Raw genomic sequence first — 15,587 nt, 5'->3', positions numbered from 1 at the left:
GTGGTTCAGTTCGCGGTGGAGTGGCCGGCCAGCTCCCGGTCCCCGAGCAGGCGCCGCAGGGTGGCCAGGCCCCGGGCGGTCTGGCTCTTGACGGTTCCGGTCGAGCAGCCCAGCGCGGCGGCCACCTCCTCGACCGGCAGGTCGTAGAAGAAGCGCAGGATCAGTACGGCCTGCTGGCGGCGGGGTACCTGGCGCAGCGCCGCCCGGAGGACCTGGCGGTCCTCGACCCCGTCGTTCTGGTACGCCGGGGGTGGCTCCGGCGTCTCGCGAAACAGCCGGACCCTGGCCCACCCCAGCCGCCGCTCGTCCACGTACGTGCGGACCAGCATCGTCCGGACGTACCCGTCGAGGTTGTCGGCGGCCCGCGCGTGCCGCCACTTCACGTACAGCCGGGTGATGGTCTGCTGGACCAGGTCGTCGGCCCGGTGCTCGTCGCCGGCCAGGAGGAACGCCAGCCGCCGCAGCGCGGGGATCCGCGCCGTGACGTAGTCGACGTACTCCTGTTCCGAACCGTCCCGCATCGTCCCGCCCTTCCGCCGCCCATGTCATCCCTGAGACGGGCGCGGCTGATCACCCGGTTGTCACGGAGCGCAAAAAACCGGCCCGAAAGCGTGTCGAGAAAGCCCACCCCGCTCCGACCCAGCTCTGAAAGGCAACCGGAACGAGCCGAAGGAGCGGGTCATGCGAAAGATCATCTACTGGGTGCACACGTCGGTGGACGGGTACGTCGACGGGCCGAACGGGGAGTTCGACTGGCCGATGATGGGGCCGGAGCTGTCGGCGTACTCGGACGGTCTGGATCGCCGGGTCGACACGCTGCTGTTCGGGCGGCCGGTGTGGGAGATGATGGTGAACTTCTGGCCGCGGGCCGAGTCGCTCTCCGACGATCCGCACGTGGCGTCCTTCGCCCCGTTCTGGCGGGCCACCCCGAAGATCGTCTTCTCCCGCGCGTACCCCGGCGACGACTGGACCAGCCGCGTCATCGGCGGCGACCTGGCCGGCGAGGTCGCCGCGCTCAAGGCGGGGCCGGGCCGCGACCTGCTCCTGACCGGCGGCGCCGCGCTCGCCGCGACGCTGAGCGGGCTGGGGCTGATCGACGAGTACCACGTCGCCGTCCACCCGGTCGCCCTCGGCGGCGGCCGCCGGCTCTTCGCGGAGTCCGGGCACCGGCAGGGCCTGCGCCTCGTCGACTCGCGCACCCTCGACGGCCGGGTGGTCGTGGCGCACTACCAGCCGACCCCCTGAAACACCCGCCGGTGGGCAAGAGCATGGTTATGGGGTGAACCCACCGTCCTGCCCCACCCAGACCCGCCTCTACGAGGACGGCACGGTGATCGCCGAGGGCTTCCCCGCCGGCCAGGCCGCGCGGAAGCTGGCGGCGCATCCCCGCGCCGTCCTCTGGCTGGACCTCGACGACCCGGAGATGGCCGACCTGGCGGCGATCGCCGAGCCGTTCCACCTGCACCCGCTCGCGATCGAGGACGCGGCGCAGGACCACGAGGCGCCCAAGCTGCAGCGGTACCCGGGGCATCTGTTCCTCAACGTCTACGCCCTCGACATCGCCGCGGACGGTGACCGGTTGCGGCTGACCAAGCACGAGATCAGCGCGTTCGTCACCGACCGGGCGCTGATCACCGTGCGCAAGTCGTCCATCGACACCGCGCCCCTGGTCCAGCGCTGGGACGCGGACGCCGCCCTCACCGCCGCCGGCGGCGTCTCCTTCCTGCTGTACGGGCTGCTCGCGGTCGTCGTGGAGGGCCAGTTCGCGGCCGCGCTGCGCCTGGACTCGGCGATGGACGCGGTCGAGGACGCGCTGCTGGAGGAGGGCGCGGCGCCCCGGCCGGTGCGGATGCGCGGCGTCGCGCTGCGCAAGCTGGTGGCCGCCGTCCGCCGGCCGGTCGCGCCGATGCCCGACCTGGTCAGCCAGGCGATGCGCACCGACGAGGGGCACCTCATCGACGAACGCCTCCAGCCGTACTACCGCGACGTCGAGGAGCACGCCCGGCACACCGTCGACGAGGTGGAGCACCTGCGCGACCGGATCGAGGGCGTGCTGCAGGCCGACCTCGCCGAGCAGGGCAACGTCCTCAACGACACCACCCGCAAGCTCGCCGCCTGGGCCGCGGTCATCGCGGTGCCGACCGCGCTGACCGGCTTCTTCGGCCAGAACCTCCCCTACCCCGGCTACATGACCGCCTGGGGCTTCGTCCTGAGCACGGCGGTGATCGCGGCCTCCGCCGCCGGCCTCTACGTCTACCTCAGAAAACGCGGCTGGCTTTAGAAGATTCGAGCTACCGCGACGTCCGCGGTGGTCCGGACCGTTGCGCGGGGCCCCCGGGGAAACGTGGAGCGCAGCGGAGCGTTTCTTGGGCCCGCCGGCCCGCCCGGGCGGGCCGGTCAGCCGGCGGCGAAGGTCAGCAGGTACCGGCCGATGCGGATCTCGTCGCCGGCCGCCAGCGCGGCGGTCTTGACCCGCTCGCCGTTGACGTACGTGCCGTTGAGGCTGTCGAGGTCGGCGACCGTGTACCCCGCGCCCTGGCGGTGGAAGTCGGCGTGCTTGCGGGACACCGTGGCGCCGTCGAGCGCGATCTCGTTGTTGCCGTCGCGGCCGCAGCTGACCACGTCGCCGTCGAGCACGAAGACCGCGCCGGCCCCCGGACCCTGGCGGATCTGCAGGATCGCGCCGCCGGCCGGCGGGTGGGCCACCGGGGCGTCCCGGCCACCGGCGTCACGCGGCTGGATGATCTCCATCTGGGTCGTGGCGTCGAGGTCGAGCACCCGGTACGCGGATGTCGGTGCCGGGTCGGCGACGTTCCACCGCAGGCCGGCGGTGTCCGCCTCCCCGGCGGCCACGCCGTCGGCGGCGAGCACGGCGTCGGTGCAGCGGATCGGCACCCCCGCCTCCTGCGCGAGCGCGACGGCCTCCAGCGGCGCCGCCTGCACCCGTACCCCGTCGCCCAGGACCAGGACGGCGCGGTCGGTGGCCGCGCCGATCTCCACGTGGCGGGCCGGTGCCCCCACGGCCGCCAGCAGGTCCCGGACCAGGCTCGGGCTCACGCCGGCGGCCGCCCGGGAGCGGGCCGAGGCGGGCTTGGCGCTGGCGGTGATCGGCAGGTAGCGGTCGGCCACCGGATCCCTCAGCAGCACCATCGCCGGCTCGCGCCAGGACTCCGCCCGCACGCCCACCACGATCAGCTCCGGCATGTGTGTCCTCCAAACCCCAGGTCTCGTCCGGACATGACGAGGGTAGGGCCGGGCCCGCGCGGACGCACAACCGCCCTCGATCGGTGCTGGTCACGGGTGTGCCCGCGCGTTCGGAACGCGGAGGGTGACGTGGCGGGAACGCACCCCAGGAAAACGCTCCGCCGCGCTCCACGTTCCCCGGGGGCCCCGCGCAACGGTCCGGACCACCGCGGACGTCGCGGTAGCCCAAATTCTCGTCCTTGAAAGCGGTCCCGGGGGTCAGCTCGTGCGCAGCAGGCGGTCCAGGACGCGGGTGCCGAAGCGCAGGGCGTCCACCGGGACGCGCTCGTCGACGCCGTGGAAGAGGGCGGTGAAGTCGAGGTCGGGCGGGAGCCGCAGCGGGGCGAAGCCGAAGTGTCGGATGCGCAGGCGGGCGAAGGACTTGGCGTCGGTGGCGCCGGAGAGCATGTACGGCAGGAGCGGCGCGCCCGGGTCCTCGGCGGCGATCGCCGCGGCCATCGCGTCGACCAGGGCGCCGTCGAACGTCGTGGCGACCGGCGGCAGGGTGTCCCACTCGCGCTCGACCTCGGGGCCGAGCACCTCGGCGAGCTCCGCCTCGAACGCGGCCTCCCGGCCGGGCAGCATCCGGCCGTCCACAGTGGCCCGCGCGACCGACGGGACCACGTTGGCCTTGTAGCCGGCCTCGAACCTCGTCACGTTCGCGGTGTCGCGGAGGGTGGCGCCGATCATCCGGGACAGGTGCCCGAGCCGGGCCACCGCCGCCTCCGGGTCGTCGGGGTCGAAGGGTACGCCGGTGATCTCGGCGACGCCGGCGAGGAAGTCGCGTACCGGGTCGGTGAGCACCACCGGGAAGCGGTGCGCCTGGAGCCGGGCGACGGCGGCGGCGAGGGTGGCGATCGCGTTGTCGTCGTTGACCATCGAGCCGTGGCCGGCGGTCCCGCTGACCTTCAGCCGCAGCCACATCGCACCCTTCTCGGCGGTCTCCACCAGGTACGCGCGGACGCCGCCGGCGAGCGTGACCGAGAAGCCGCCCACCTCGCCGATCGCCTCGGTGGCCCCCTCGAAGAGGTCGGGGCGGTGGTCGACCAGCCAGCGGGCGCCGGCGAAGCCGCCCGCCTCCTCGTCCGCCACGAACGCGAAGACGAGGTCGCGCGGCGGCACCACACCGTCCATCTTGAACCGCCGGGCGGTGGCCAGCGCCATCGCGACCATGCCCTTCATGTCGACGGCGCCGCGCCCCCACACGTACCCGTCGCGCACCTCGCCGGAGAACGGGTGCACCGACCACTGCGCCGGGTCGGCGGGCACCACGTCGAGGTGGCCGTGGACGAGCAGCGCGCCGCGCCCCGGGTCGGCGCCTTCGAGCCGGGCCACCACGTTTCCCTTGCCGGGCGCGCCGGACTCCACATAGGTCGGTGCGTACCCGGCGTCGGCGAGCTTGGCCGCCACGTACTCGGCGGCCACCCGCTCGCGGCCGGGGGCGGCGGTGTCGGCGCCGTTGGTCGTGTCGAGGGCGATCAGCTCGCTGGTCAGCTCGACGGCCTCGTCGGCCGGGTCGGCAGGCACAGCCGAACCGTACCCGCGGGCGCGCGGCCCTGCCGCCCTTCCGTGATCGAAGCTCCCGTCAAGTCGCTAGAACGGCTTGACGGGAGCTTCGATCACGGGCGGGGAGCGGCTCGTGCGGCTCACAGGTCGCGGCGCTGGAAGGCCAGCGCGGCCAGGCCGAAGACGAGGGCGACCCAGAGCGCGGCCCAGCCGACGTAGGCGGGCGTGAGCCCGGTCTCGCTCAGGAACGGGTGCCCCTCGAACGCGACCCCGAACTGGGCCAGCACGCTCGGATCCTGGAACGCGTTCATGGCGCCGCGCCACAGCCCGTCGGTCGGCAGCAGCATCCGGGAGACCGTGCCGACCCGGGCGACGCCGCTGTTGCCCAGGGCGTCGCCGACCGCGCCGACCACACCCGCGATCCAGGTGGCGCCGAAGAGGCCGACCGGGACCACGCCCGACGCCATCGGCGAGACGACGGTGGACAGCAGCAGGCCGAGCGTGAGCAGCACGGCGGTCTGCGCGGCGAGCAACGCCAGGCCGGTCACCGGCCGCGGCGGCCAGTAACCCATGGTGACCCGGACGATGAGGAGCTGGGCGAGGCCGGCCAGCACGACGTAGCCGCTGCCGAACGTCACCAGCCCCAGCCACTTGCCCAGCAGCACCGCCGAGCGGCGTACCGGGCGGGCCAGCATCGCCAGCGCGATCCCGGACTCGGTCTCACCGGCCAGGGTGGGTCCGGCCAGGAACGCCGTACCGAGCGCGGCGATCAGGCTCAGGCCGAACATCACCAGGTTGAGGACCGCGGAGGCGGCCAGCCGGGCCTCGCCGCTGGTGAGGCCCCCGAACTCGGCGTCCAGCCGGGTGAACCCCCAGGCGCTCAGGCCGAGCAGCGCGAACGTGAGCAGGGCGAGGGAACGCAGCACCTTCCGGCGGGCGGCCTCCTGGAGGGTGAGCGCGGCGATCGTGAGTACGGTGCGGGCGGTCATGAGCGCTCCTCGCTCGGGCCGGTGCGGAGGATGTCGAGCAGCCGCTCCTCGAGGCTGATCCGCCCCGGCTCCACGGCGTGTACCCGCACCCCGAGCCCGACCAGGTCGGCCACGAGGTCCGGTACGGCGGCGTCGTCGAGCTCGGCGGGGAGCGTCACCGTGTACGCGTCGCCGCCGCGGGTCAGCCGACCGGCCGCCGCCAGCCGGGCCCGCGCCTCCGGGCCCACCCGGTCGAGCCGCAGCCGCAGCTCCCGCTGGCCGAGCAGCTCGGGCAGCGTACCGGCGGCGGCGACCCGGCCCTTGTCGAGGATGACCACCCGGTCGCAGACCCGCTCCACCTCGCCGATCAGGTGCGAGTTGAGCAGTACCGCGACGCCGCGGGCCTTGAGCGAGAGCAGCAGGTCCCGTACGTCGGCGCGGCCGAGCGGGTCCAGGGCGCTGGTCGGCTCGTCGAGGATGACCAGCTCCGGGCGGGCCACCAGCGCGACGGCCAGCCCGAGGCGCTGCTGCATGCCCTTGGAGAAGCCGCCCACCCGGTCGCCGGCGCGGTCGCCGAGCCCCACGGCGGCGAGGCCCTCCTGCCGCTCCCCGGCCGGTACGGCGACGCCGGCGAGCCGCACGTGCAGCGCCAGCACCTCGGCCGCGGTGAGCCACGGCTGGTACCGGAAGAGCTCGGGCAGGTAGCCGACGCGGGCCCGGGCGTACGGGTCCCGCGCCGGGCGCCCCAGCAGCAGCACCTCGCCGGCGTCCGGCCGGACCAGGCCGAGCAGCATCTTGATGACGCTGGTCTTGCCGGCGCCGTTCGGGCCGAGCAGCCCCATCACCTCGCCCCGCTCGACGGTGAACGACACGCCGTCGACCGCGGTCCGCCGCCGGTACCGCTTGTGCAGCCCCGAGCACCACACCGCGGCCGAGGGCGGCAGGCCGGCGAGCGCCCGCTGCGCGGCCTCCTGCCGCGTCGCCTGGCCGGTCACCGGTCCCACCGCAGCCCGCGCGCCACCGACAGGACCTCGTCCGCGCTCAGCGAGCCGGCCACCGCGGTGACCACGCCGGCGTCCACCCAGACCACGGCCGCCAGCGTGCCGTCCCGCGAGGTGAGCACCGTGGCCGGCCGCCCGCCGACGTCCGCGGCCGAGCTGGTCATGTTCTCCACCGACATGAACAGCGGCAGCGTCGTCCCGTCGGCGGTAAAGCCGCGCAGCTGGGCCGCGACGTTCTCCGGCAGGATCGGCAGGGAGAGCAGGTAGTCGCGGGCGGTCTCGAAGGGCACGCCGGCGGAGTACGCGGCCGGCGCGTTCGCCCGGGCCACCAGCATCGCCGGCACCGGACGCCCCTGCGACCAGACCGCGGCGAGCCCGGGGCCGGCGGTCAGCCGGAACTGGCTGCCGTCCAGCCCCGGCGGCGGGGGCGGCAGCGTCTGCCCGGCCGCCGCCGCGAACCGCCCGGCCTTCTCCGCCGAGAACGTGAACGTCGCGCCCACCCGCCCGAGCACGTGGTACGCGGGCTCGCCGGTGACGCCGCGGGGCAGCTCGCCCACCCGCGGGGCGGACAGGCCGCTGGCCTCCTCCGCCGCGGCCGCGCCGGCGACCTGGCGGATCCTGATCTCCTCGGTCACCGTGATCTCGCCGAAGTCGTCGAGCTCGGGAAGCTTGATCAGGTCGGCCCGCGGGGCGGTGACCGGGGCGATCCGCTCGGCGTGGAAGATCGGCAGCCAGTTCGCGGCGGCCGCGGCGCTCGCCCCGAGCAGCAGCGTGACGGCGCCGACCACGGCGACCACCGGGCTGCGCAGCGCCGCCCGCCACCGGCCGGCGCGAGCGGCCGTGGCCGTACCCCGGCGCCCCTCGACCGCGGCGGCCCGGGACAGCCGGTCCCACGCCGCGTCCACGTCGGCGGCGACCTCGACCTCCAGCGCCGCGCCGGCGACCGCCGCGTCGTCGCGGGCGGCGGCCAGCCCGGCCAGGCACACCGGGCACCGCGCCACGTGCGCGCGATCGGCGTCGGCGACGCCGGCCGGCTCGTCCACGAGCCGGCGCAGGGTGCCGTCAGTCGGATGACGCATGACGGTTCAACTCCTCGCGTAGGGCTGACTCGGCGCGGCGCACGGTGGTGCCCACGCTGCCGGGAGAGAGATCGAGAGCGGCCGCCACCTCGGCGTAACTGAGGCCGCTGTGCCGCAGGACCAGCGCGAGGGCCTGCTTGCGGGGCAGCCGGGCCAGCGCCGCGCGGACCCGGCGGCGCTCGTCGAGGGTCACCACCGCGTCGGCGACATCCGGGTACACCCGGTCGCTCCCGCCGGCCGCCTCCTCCCGGGACGCGCGGCGCCGGCCGGAGCGGAGGTGGTTGAGGGCGGTGTGCGCCGCGGCGACGCAGAGCCAGCCGACCGCCTCCCCGGACGGCACCGCGGAGCGCCCGAACGTCAGGAACACCTCCTGGGCCACGTCCTCGGCCTCGTTTCGGGAGCCGAGCACGCGGGCGGCGACCGCGACGACGCGCGGGTACGCCGTGCGGAAGACCTGTTCGAGGTCGGGACGGACGGCCGCTCGTCCCGGAGGCTTCGACACGGCCACGGCGTCCCTCCGCTCGGCTCGCCTCGCCGCCGGGCCGCGGCCGCCACGGGACAGCAGCGCCGGCACGGCGGCGGCCGGTGCGGTGTCACCGTGCCCCGCGAGCTCTACATCTTCCTCCACATCTTGAAAGCACCGCCGGCTGCGCGGATGTGACACACGCCGGTACTACGCTTCGCGGGATGAGGTTCGACCGGCACACGCTCGTCCTGCTGGTACGGCCGCCGGACGCCCCGGAGCTGAGCCCGGCGGAGGCCGACGCGCTGCAGGACGCCCACCTGGCCTTCCGCGCCGACCTGCGCGACCGGGGATACCTGCTGGCCGGCGGGCCGCTCGCCGACCAGGACGACGAGCGGCTGCGCGGGATCTCGGTGATGTCGGTCGACCCGGCCACCGCCCGCGAGCTGTGCGCGGCCGACCCGGCGGTCCGGGCCGGCCGGCTGGAGGTGCGGGTGATGACCTGGATGGTGCCCGCCGGCAACATCCACTTCGCGGACGTGCCCGCCCCGCGCTCGCTGCGCGAGGTGGCCGAAGACTGAACGGTCAGCTCGTCAGCCGGAACGTCGCGTCGGCGCGGGCCTGGGCGTCGCCGACCGGGTCGAGCCGCAGCGCGTAGTCGTAGTGCCGGATGTACCGGTCCGGGTAGTTGTACGACTGGAACGACGCCCACGAGGCGCTGGCCAGCCCGGCCACCTGCCGGAAGGTGGCGTCGCCGGCGAACGTGCCGCTGCCGTCGTTGGCCGCGAGCTGGAAGTCGAAGCCGTAGTGGCGCAGGTAGTACCCGGGGAAGTTGACCGCCTCGAACGAGACGGTGCCGGACGCGCCGGCGAGGCCCGGCCGGATCCGGAACTGGGCGTCCTGGGCCGGGCTCACGTTGGCGTCGATCCGCACGTCGAAGTCGGCGTGGCGCACGTACCGGTCCTGGAAGTTGTACGACTGGATCCGGTTGACCGGCAGGGTGCTCCCCCACTTGCCGAGCACCCGGCTCTGCTCGGCCGCAGTGATGTTGAGGATGGAGCCGTGCCGCTTGCGTCTGCCGCCCATCGAGTAGTCGGTGCGGGTCCGGAAGTTCTGCGTGCTGCCGAGGTTGGTGGAGGTGATCGGCAGGTAGCCGCGGCCGGTCGCGTACTGGTCGAGCCAGAGCGCCCACTCGTCGCGCCCGTTGAACCGTGCCCACATCGGACCCTCGACCACGTTGCCGCCGCCGGTGCCGTTGGAGATGCCCATGTGCGACAGGTTGCCGAGGGTGGTCCAGGAGCCGAGCACGGAGTTGCCGGCCTCGATGGTGATGTGCCCGTCCGCGGAGGCCCGGTAGTAGCGGTAGCCGCCGACGCTGCCCGGCACCTCGATGATCTGGGTGTCGATGATGCCCTGGCCGCTGCCCCGGTTGATGTACAGCTGCGGGGCGGTGAACGTGCGGAAGTCGCTGGTCCGCACGTACCAGATGCGGTGCTTGGTGACGCCGTCGCGTGCGGAGTTGGTGGCCCAGTAGACCACGTAGTCGTTGGTGGCCGGGTTCCAGATCGCCTCGGGCGCCCAGGCGTTGCCCGCGCCGGAGATGCCGCCGGCGACGTTGACCAGGCGGGGCGCCGACCAGTTGACCAGGTCGGTGGACTCCCACACGACCAGCGAGGTGCTGCCCCGGTTGGCCGCGTCGCTCCACGAGGTGCCGCTGGCGATCCGCAGGTCGGTCGCGACGATCCAGTACCGGTCGCCGCTGGGTGACCGGACCAGCGCGGGGTCGCGGACGCCGCGGGTGCCGACCGTCGAGACGAGGACCGGGCTGCCGTTGTTGAGGTCTGTCCACCGTAGACCGTCGGTGCTGTGCGCGAGGTAGATCTGCTCGCCGGTCGCCGATTCGCCGGTGAAGTGCGCCATCAGGTATCCGGTGAACGGGTCCAACGCGGCCGCCCTCCCCGGCGTGACCGCCGTCCACGACGCGAAGAGCAGGCAGGCGGCCGCGAGCACGGCCCCGAACCGGTGAAGCGCTCTGGACATGGTGGGTCTCCTTTAGAGCGTGGGGACGACCGGGCGGATGGTGCCGTCGGCGTCGAACTCCATCCGGTCGATGGTGGTTTCCCGGTTGGTGCCGTTGCCGGCCGGCACCGCGAACCGGTGGTAGGCCACGTACCAGGTGTCGGTGCCGGGTGCCCGCACGACGGAGTGGTGGCCGGTGCCCTTGACGCCGGCGTTGAGGCGCTTCCGCAGCATGACGCCGCGGTTGGTCCACGGGCCGAGCGGCGAGGAGCCGGTGGCGTACGCGACCCGGTAGTCCTCGCTGCGCGTGTCGTTCTCCGACCACATGAGGTAGTAGAGCCCGCCGCGCTTGAAGACGAACGGCGCCTCGTTGTAGCCGGCCGGCGTGACGACCCGCACCTGGGCGGCGTCGAAGGAGACCAGGTCGGCGTTCAGCCGTACGGCCCGGGCGACGCCCTGCCCCCAGTACAGGTAGGACTGTCCATTGTCGTCGGTGAAGACCATCGGGTCGATCGCCTGGCCGCCGGCGAACTGGCCGCCCCGCACCAGCGGCCGGCCGAGCGCGTCGCGAAACGGGCCGGTCGGCGAGTCGGACACCGCCACGCCGAGCTGCTTGGTCGTGTCGCCGCTGGCCGCGCCGCCGCTGAAGTAGAGGTAGTACCGCCCGTTCGCGGTCGCCACCGCCGGTGCCCAGGCCGAGTTGTCCGCCCAGGAGACGTCCGGGCCGTGGTCGAGGATCACGCCGTGGTCGGTCCAGTTGACCAGGTCGGTGGAGGAGAACGCCTTGTAGTAGGTGCCGCTCCAGCCCGCGTACCCGTCGGTGGTCGGGTAGAGGTAGTAGCGCCCGCCGAACGTGGTGAGGTGCGGGTCGACGAAGAGGCCCGGGATCACCGGCCCCTTGGCGGTCTTCGGCGCCCAGGGCGCGGCGAGGCGAAACGAGCTGTCCGCCCGGAACGCCGCCGTGTCCTGGACGGTGTCGAGCCAGAGCGCGAAGTCGCGGTGCCGGATCCGCCGCCCCGGGTAGTTGTACGAGGCGAGGGCCACCGACCCGGCCTCCGCACCGTCCACGGCGCAGAACGTGGCGTCGGCCCGGAACGTGGCGTCGCCGGTGTTGGCGTCGACCCGCAGCCGGAAGTCGCGGTGCCGCAGGAAGAGCCCGTCCCTGGTCTGGAACGAGTAGCAGCCCGGCGCGGCCAGGCCGTTGACGACCGTGACCGTCGCGTCCCGCTTGACCTGCGCGGCGCTGCCCGAGCTCACGGCTTCGAGCTGGGCGAGCCCGCCCGCGTGCCGCACGAAGCGCCCGGAGTGGTTGACCGACTCCAGCGATCGCGCCCCGGTCGGCAGGGCGGCGGCCGAGGCCGCCCCGCCGGGCAGCACGACGGCGAGGCCGGTGACCAATGTGGACAGGGCGAGGACCGGGAGGATGCGCATGGCGGGCTCCAACGTTTCGGTCGTGTTGCGCACGAGTGTTAGCGATAACATGTATCGCTGTCAACCCCTGCCCCGACGCCGGTGCCCGGGTCCCATGGCTCCGGTGCGCGGCGTCGCGGCTAGGCGCGTCCGTCCACAGTGGCGCCACGACGGCCGAGGGTCCCGTGAAGCGCGCGCCGCGCCGAGTCCTGCGGCTCGCGCCTCCGCCGTCGAGACATCCAGTCGCGGCTTGGGCCCCGGGCCGCCGTCGCCCCGCGCGGGCCACAGCCACCTCGACCGCTCGACCCTTCGACGAACCCTCCAGATCAGCCCACGGTCTCCCGCGAGCCAGCGGACGTCGGGCTCAGGGTGATCGTGGTAATCCGGTGCCCCGCTGGGGGCACCCAGGTACCACGATCTCGACGAACGCCCCTTGATCCGTTCAGCAACCAGCTACACGGCCGTGGATCTGGTCGTCGTGCGCGCGGACCTCGTCCGCGGCAGCGGACCGTTGGGGTCCGCCGCGACGTGCGTCGCGGGAGCGACGCGGGCTGACATCGCGGGACCGCGGAGGGTGAGGCCGCGGGAGCAACGGTCCGGACCACGACGGGCGTCGCGGTAGCTCGGGTGATCGAAGCTCCCCTCAAGCCGCTCTAACGACATGAAGGGAGCTTCGATCACGGGAGGCGGGGTGGGGCGGTGGACTCGCGGATGCGCAGCGACGGGCTGATGACGACGCGGTGGGTGGGGCGGTCCGGGTCGGCGAGGCGGTCGGCGACCAGGCGGACGGCGGCCCGGCCGATCGAGCGGCGCGGCGGCCGGACCGCGGTCAGCGGCGGGCTGAAGAGGGCGGCGACCTCGTCGTCGTAGGCCACGATGGACAGGTCGCCGGGCACCGAGAGGTGGCGCTCCTCGCAGTGCTGCACCAGCGCGATCGCCTCCGCGTCGGCGTGCACCAGCAGCGCCGTCGTGGCGGTGGCGCGGCACCGGTCGAGCACGTCGTCGAGCAGGCCGTCGCGCTCCGGCGACCGGGCGTCGGGCACCACGGCCTCGACCGTGGCCGCCGGGTCGAGGCCGCACTCGGCCACGGCCTCCAGCCATCCGCGGCGGACGTGCGGGCGGGTCGGGCTGTTGGCGTCGAGCACGACGCCGACCTTGCGGTGGCCGAGCGAGACCAGGTGGCGCACGGCCATCGCGGCGCCGAGCGCGTGGTCGGTGACCACCGACTCCAGCACCGCGTGGTGCGCGCCCACCGTGGCGGTGCGCTCCAGCAGCACCACGGGTACGCAGGTGTGGGCGAGCCAGTCGACGGTCCGCCCGGCGGTCGGCGCGTCCATCCGCGGCGCGATGACCAGGCCGTCGACGCCGAGCCGGTCGACCAGGCGTTCCAGCTGGGGTTTGTCGTCGTCGGCGTCGTACGAGGAGCCGCGCAGCACGAACCGCATGTCGAGCTCCAGGGCGGCCTCCTCCGCGCCCCGGGCCACGTCCGGCCAGTAATAGTCCAGCGACGGCACGAGCATGCCCAGCGCGCGCCCACTGAGGGGCGTGTCGAGCGCGGAGGCGTCGTCGGCTGGCTCGCCGGGCGCGATCAGGGCGACCCCGCCGTGCACCCGCCGGACGAGGCCCTCGGCGGCGAGCTGGGCGATGTCGCGCCGGATCGTGACCGGGGCGGCGCCGAGCGCCTGCGAAAGGTCGGAGATGCGCATCGCGCCGTCGCGTTGCAGCGCTTCCAGAAGCTGCTGGCGGCGGGCGACCTGCAGCGGCCCCCGCGGCTGGCTCAGCGCGGAGCGGTCGGCCTGTGGCGAGCCGGCGGCCAGGTCCGGCGCGAACCAGCCGGCCGGGTCCCGGGGCTCTGTCATCGGGTACCTCCGAGGTGCGGGTCGTGCGGGTGGGACTGCTCGACCGTCAGCGTGAGCCGGCCGGTCGCGCCGAGCGCGGTGACGTCGATCGCCAGCCGGGTGAGCCGCTCTCCCCACACTCCGGCGAGCATAGGATCGTCGAGCACGCGGGTGGTCGCGGCGCACGGGGCCGCCGGCTGCCAGCGCAGCGTGGCGTGGCCGGCGCCGTCGAGGGCGGTGACGTCGGCGCGGCCGGGTCCGGTGTGGACGTCGCCGGCGACGAGCCAGTGGACGTGCGTCGGCGCGGCCGCCGGGTCGGGGTCGAGCTCCCAGGCGTCGGTGACCACGATCCGTCCACTGTGGCGCTCCAGCCGGGCGGTGCGGCGCCAGCTCCGTACGTCGGAGCGGGGGTACGCGCCGGCGAGGTCGAGGCTCAGCTCGCCGTCGCCGGGGGTGACCCGCCGGGCCGCGTACGCCGGGCCGGGCGCCTGGGCGGTGCCGCGGATGTGCGGGACGTTGTGCCAGTCGCTGTGCATGGTCCAGATGTCGTAGCGCTCCGGCCCGAACGTCCGCGCCGTGTACGTCGGGCGGCCGGCGTCGACCAGCACCGGTACCCCGTCGAGGGCGACGACGACCGAGCCGACGTCGTTGTGGTTGTGGTGCTCGCCGTTGTGCCCGCCCTTGACGGCGAGGGTCAGCCCGGCCGGGCTGCCGGCCGTGGGGCGGGCGAGCAGCACCTGGGTGGAGGGGAGCCACACCTCCCGCGGCAGCGGCGGTGCCGCCGGCCCGGTGGAAAGCCACACCGGGTCGGTCAGGGCGCGCAGCAGCCGCCCGAGCCCTTCACCCTCGTCGGCCACGGGGGCGTCGGGGCGGCGGTGGGCGGCGGCGTGCGCCTCCGCGTCCCGGTCGCCGACCCGGCGGGCGGCCCGGTGCAGGGCGTGCCACGGCGGGGTGCCGGGCGGCCGGGCGGAGCCGTCGGCGTGGTTGAGGTGCCACTCGCCGCCCAGATGGGTGCGGTGCGGGAAGGCGACCGTGTGCCGCAGCGCCCCGCCCGGGACCTCGCCGAGCGCGCCGCCGGTGGCGTGGGCGAGCAGGTCGAGCGCCTCGTGCGCCCGGCAGGCGCCGTTCCACCAGTAGGCGTAGCCCTCGTCGACCGCGCCGTCGGCGGGGAGGGCGGCCACGTACCGGTCGAGCCCTTCGAGCACCAGGTCGACCAGCGCCGCCCGCCGGAACGGGTCGTCGTCGACCAGGCGCAGGGCGGCGACCAGGACGTTGCCGTGGATCCACGGGCTCCAGTTGTGCACGTCGCCGTCGAGGCCGAGCCAGTGCCAGTCGCGGCGGCCGGCGAACGGGCGCAGCACCCGCCGGTCGACCTCGTGCCGGACCCGGGCGCGCAGGCCGGGCGCGTACCCGTCGAGCGGGCCGCCGAGCAGCTGGTCGACCCAGGCCAGCTGGGCGGCGACCTCGCCGGCGCCGAGGTCGAGGTAGGGGTCGGTCACGGTCGGCAGCACCGCGCCGTGCACCGCGTGGGTGTCGTCGTGCGCCGGCCAGCACCAGCCGCTCTGCTCGCAGAGCAGCGTCACGCCGTCGACCACCTCGTCGAGCCAGGTGGTGTCGAGGGTGACCGCGGCGAGGACGGCCGCCCGGGTGAGCCGCCGCTGCCGGGCGAAGACCTCCCGCTCGTACGCCGCGCGGTCGCCGTCGCGGATATACCGCGCGTACTGGCTGGCCAGCGGCACCGGCCAGGGGGTGCCGAGGTCGCGCTCGGCGGGCGCCCGCAGGTGTCGCAGCGTGGCGGCGTCCGCCCGGGACCACACGGCGCGCTCGGTCGCCGGCGGCACCGGCAGCGCCGCGTCCGGTGGCGCGAGGACCCGCGCGAGCAGGTCCGCGCCGGCATCCGGCCACGCCGCGGCGAGAGGGCCGGCGAAACGGGTCGTGGGGGGCATGGCACCTCGGAGAACAGCTGAGCAGATCCGATCGCTCGTGATCGTATCAGATCATGAACGATCGAATCTGCTCGGCTTAGTGTGAACAAGTTATTGACATGTTCAGTTGTGAGC

14 protein-coding genes are annotated in these 15,587 nt (G+C 74.4%); 3 read left to right on the top strand and 11 right to left on the bottom strand.

Translation table 11 applies throughout. The features are described 5' to 3' along the window. Window positions 1-5: 5 nt before the first annotated feature. On the bottom strand, window positions 6-521 hold the full coding sequence (locus RB614_RS06115) for a SigE family RNA polymerase sigma factor (protein WP_308711370.1): 516 nt from the start codon (window positions 519-521) through the stop codon (window positions 6-8). A gap of 160 nt (window positions 522-681) precedes the next feature. On the opposite strand from RB614_RS06115, the gene RB614_RS06110 reads away from it, so the two are divergent. Continuing rightward, window positions 682-1,245, top strand: a complete 564-nt coding sequence (locus tag RB614_RS06110) for a dihydrofolate reductase family protein (protein WP_308711369.1) — start codon at window positions 682-684, stop codon at window positions 1,243-1,245. A gap of 34 nt (window positions 1,246-1,279) precedes the next feature. Continuing rightward, complete coding sequence (locus tag RB614_RS06105) at window positions 1,280-2,281, top strand: magnesium transporter CorA family protein (protein ID WP_308711368.1); 1,002 nt, start codon at window positions 1,280-1,282, stop codon at window positions 2,279-2,281. Between the two features lie 116 nt (window positions 2,282-2,397). Here RB614_RS06105 and RB614_RS06100 read toward each other — a convergent pair whose 3' ends face one another. The 6 genes from RB614_RS06100 to RB614_RS06075 form a co-directional block, all read right to left on the bottom strand. Then, window positions 2,398-3,204 carry a bifunctional nuclease domain-containing protein gene (locus RB614_RS06100; RefSeq protein ID WP_308711367.1) on the bottom strand — a complete coding sequence of 269 codons (807 nt, stop codon included), beginning with the start codon at window positions 3,202-3,204 and terminating at the stop codon, window positions 2,398-2,400. Between the two features lie 258 nt (window positions 3,205-3,462). Then, a complete protein-coding gene (locus RB614_RS06095) occupies window positions 3,463-4,770 on the bottom strand; it encodes a M20/M25/M40 family metallo-hydrolase (protein ID WP_308711366.1) in 1,308 nt (435 codons plus the stop codon). Between the two features lie 119 nt (window positions 4,771-4,889). After that, on the bottom strand, window positions 4,890-5,738 hold the full coding sequence (locus RB614_RS06090) for an ABC transporter permease (RefSeq protein ID WP_308711365.1): 849 nt from the start codon (window positions 5,736-5,738) through the stop codon (window positions 4,890-4,892). After that, window positions 5,735-6,712, bottom strand: a complete 978-nt coding sequence (locus RB614_RS06085; protein WP_308711364.1) for an ABC transporter ATP-binding protein — start codon at window positions 6,710-6,712, stop codon at window positions 5,735-5,737. Before RB614_RS06085 ends, RB614_RS06090 begins: the two co-directional genes overlap by 4 nt. Beyond that, window positions 6,709-7,797 carry a hypothetical protein gene (locus RB614_RS06080; protein ID WP_308711363.1) on the bottom strand — a complete coding sequence of 363 codons (1,089 nt, stop codon included), beginning with the start codon at window positions 7,795-7,797 and terminating at the stop codon, window positions 6,709-6,711. Before RB614_RS06080 ends, RB614_RS06085 begins: the two co-directional genes overlap by 4 nt. Continuing rightward, the gene (locus RB614_RS06075) at window positions 7,781-8,425 is read right to left on the bottom strand and encodes a sigma-70 family RNA polymerase sigma factor (RefSeq protein WP_308711362.1); all 645 of its coding nucleotides are present in this window, start codon (window positions 8,423-8,425) and stop codon (window positions 7,781-7,783) included. The genes RB614_RS06080 and RB614_RS06075 overlap by 17 nt, the downstream gene beginning before the upstream one ends. Before the next feature lie 59 nt (window positions 8,426-8,484). On the opposite strand from RB614_RS06075, the gene RB614_RS06070 reads away from it, so the two are divergent. Next, window positions 8,485-8,841, top strand: a complete 357-nt coding sequence (locus RB614_RS06070; RefSeq protein ID WP_308711361.1) for a YciI family protein — start codon at window positions 8,485-8,487, stop codon at window positions 8,839-8,841. Window positions 8,842-8,845: 4 nt separating this feature from the next. Here RB614_RS06070 and RB614_RS06065 read toward each other — a convergent pair whose 3' ends face one another. The 4 genes from RB614_RS06065 to RB614_RS06050 form a co-directional block, all read right to left on the bottom strand. Beyond that, complete coding sequence (locus tag RB614_RS06065) at window positions 8,846-10,300, bottom strand: glycoside hydrolase family 43 protein (protein WP_308711360.1); 1,455 nt, start codon at window positions 10,298-10,300, stop codon at window positions 8,846-8,848. Window positions 10,301-10,312: 12 nt separating this feature from the next. Then, complete coding sequence (locus RB614_RS06060; protein ID WP_308711359.1) at window positions 10,313-11,710, bottom strand: family 43 glycosylhydrolase; 1,398 nt, start codon at window positions 11,708-11,710, stop codon at window positions 10,313-10,315. A gap of 656 nt (window positions 11,711-12,366) precedes the next feature. Then, window positions 12,367-13,548, bottom strand: a complete 1,182-nt coding sequence (locus RB614_RS06055) for a substrate-binding domain-containing protein (RefSeq protein ID WP_308711358.1) — start codon at window positions 13,546-13,548, stop codon at window positions 12,367-12,369. Beyond that, on the bottom strand, window positions 13,545-15,473 hold the full coding sequence (locus RB614_RS06050; protein WP_308711357.1) for a heparinase II/III domain-containing protein: 1,929 nt from the start codon (window positions 15,471-15,473) through the stop codon (window positions 13,545-13,547). Before RB614_RS06050 ends, RB614_RS06055 begins: the two co-directional genes overlap by 4 nt. Window positions 15,474-15,587 lie beyond the last annotated feature (114 nt).

It is taken from the genome of Phytohabitans maris (assembly GCF_031085175.1).
GTDB classification, from domain to species: domain Bacteria; phylum Actinomycetota; class Actinomycetes; order Mycobacteriales; family Micromonosporaceae; genus Phytohabitans; species Phytohabitans maris.
This window is presented reverse-complemented; position numbering and strand designations above follow the sequence as displayed.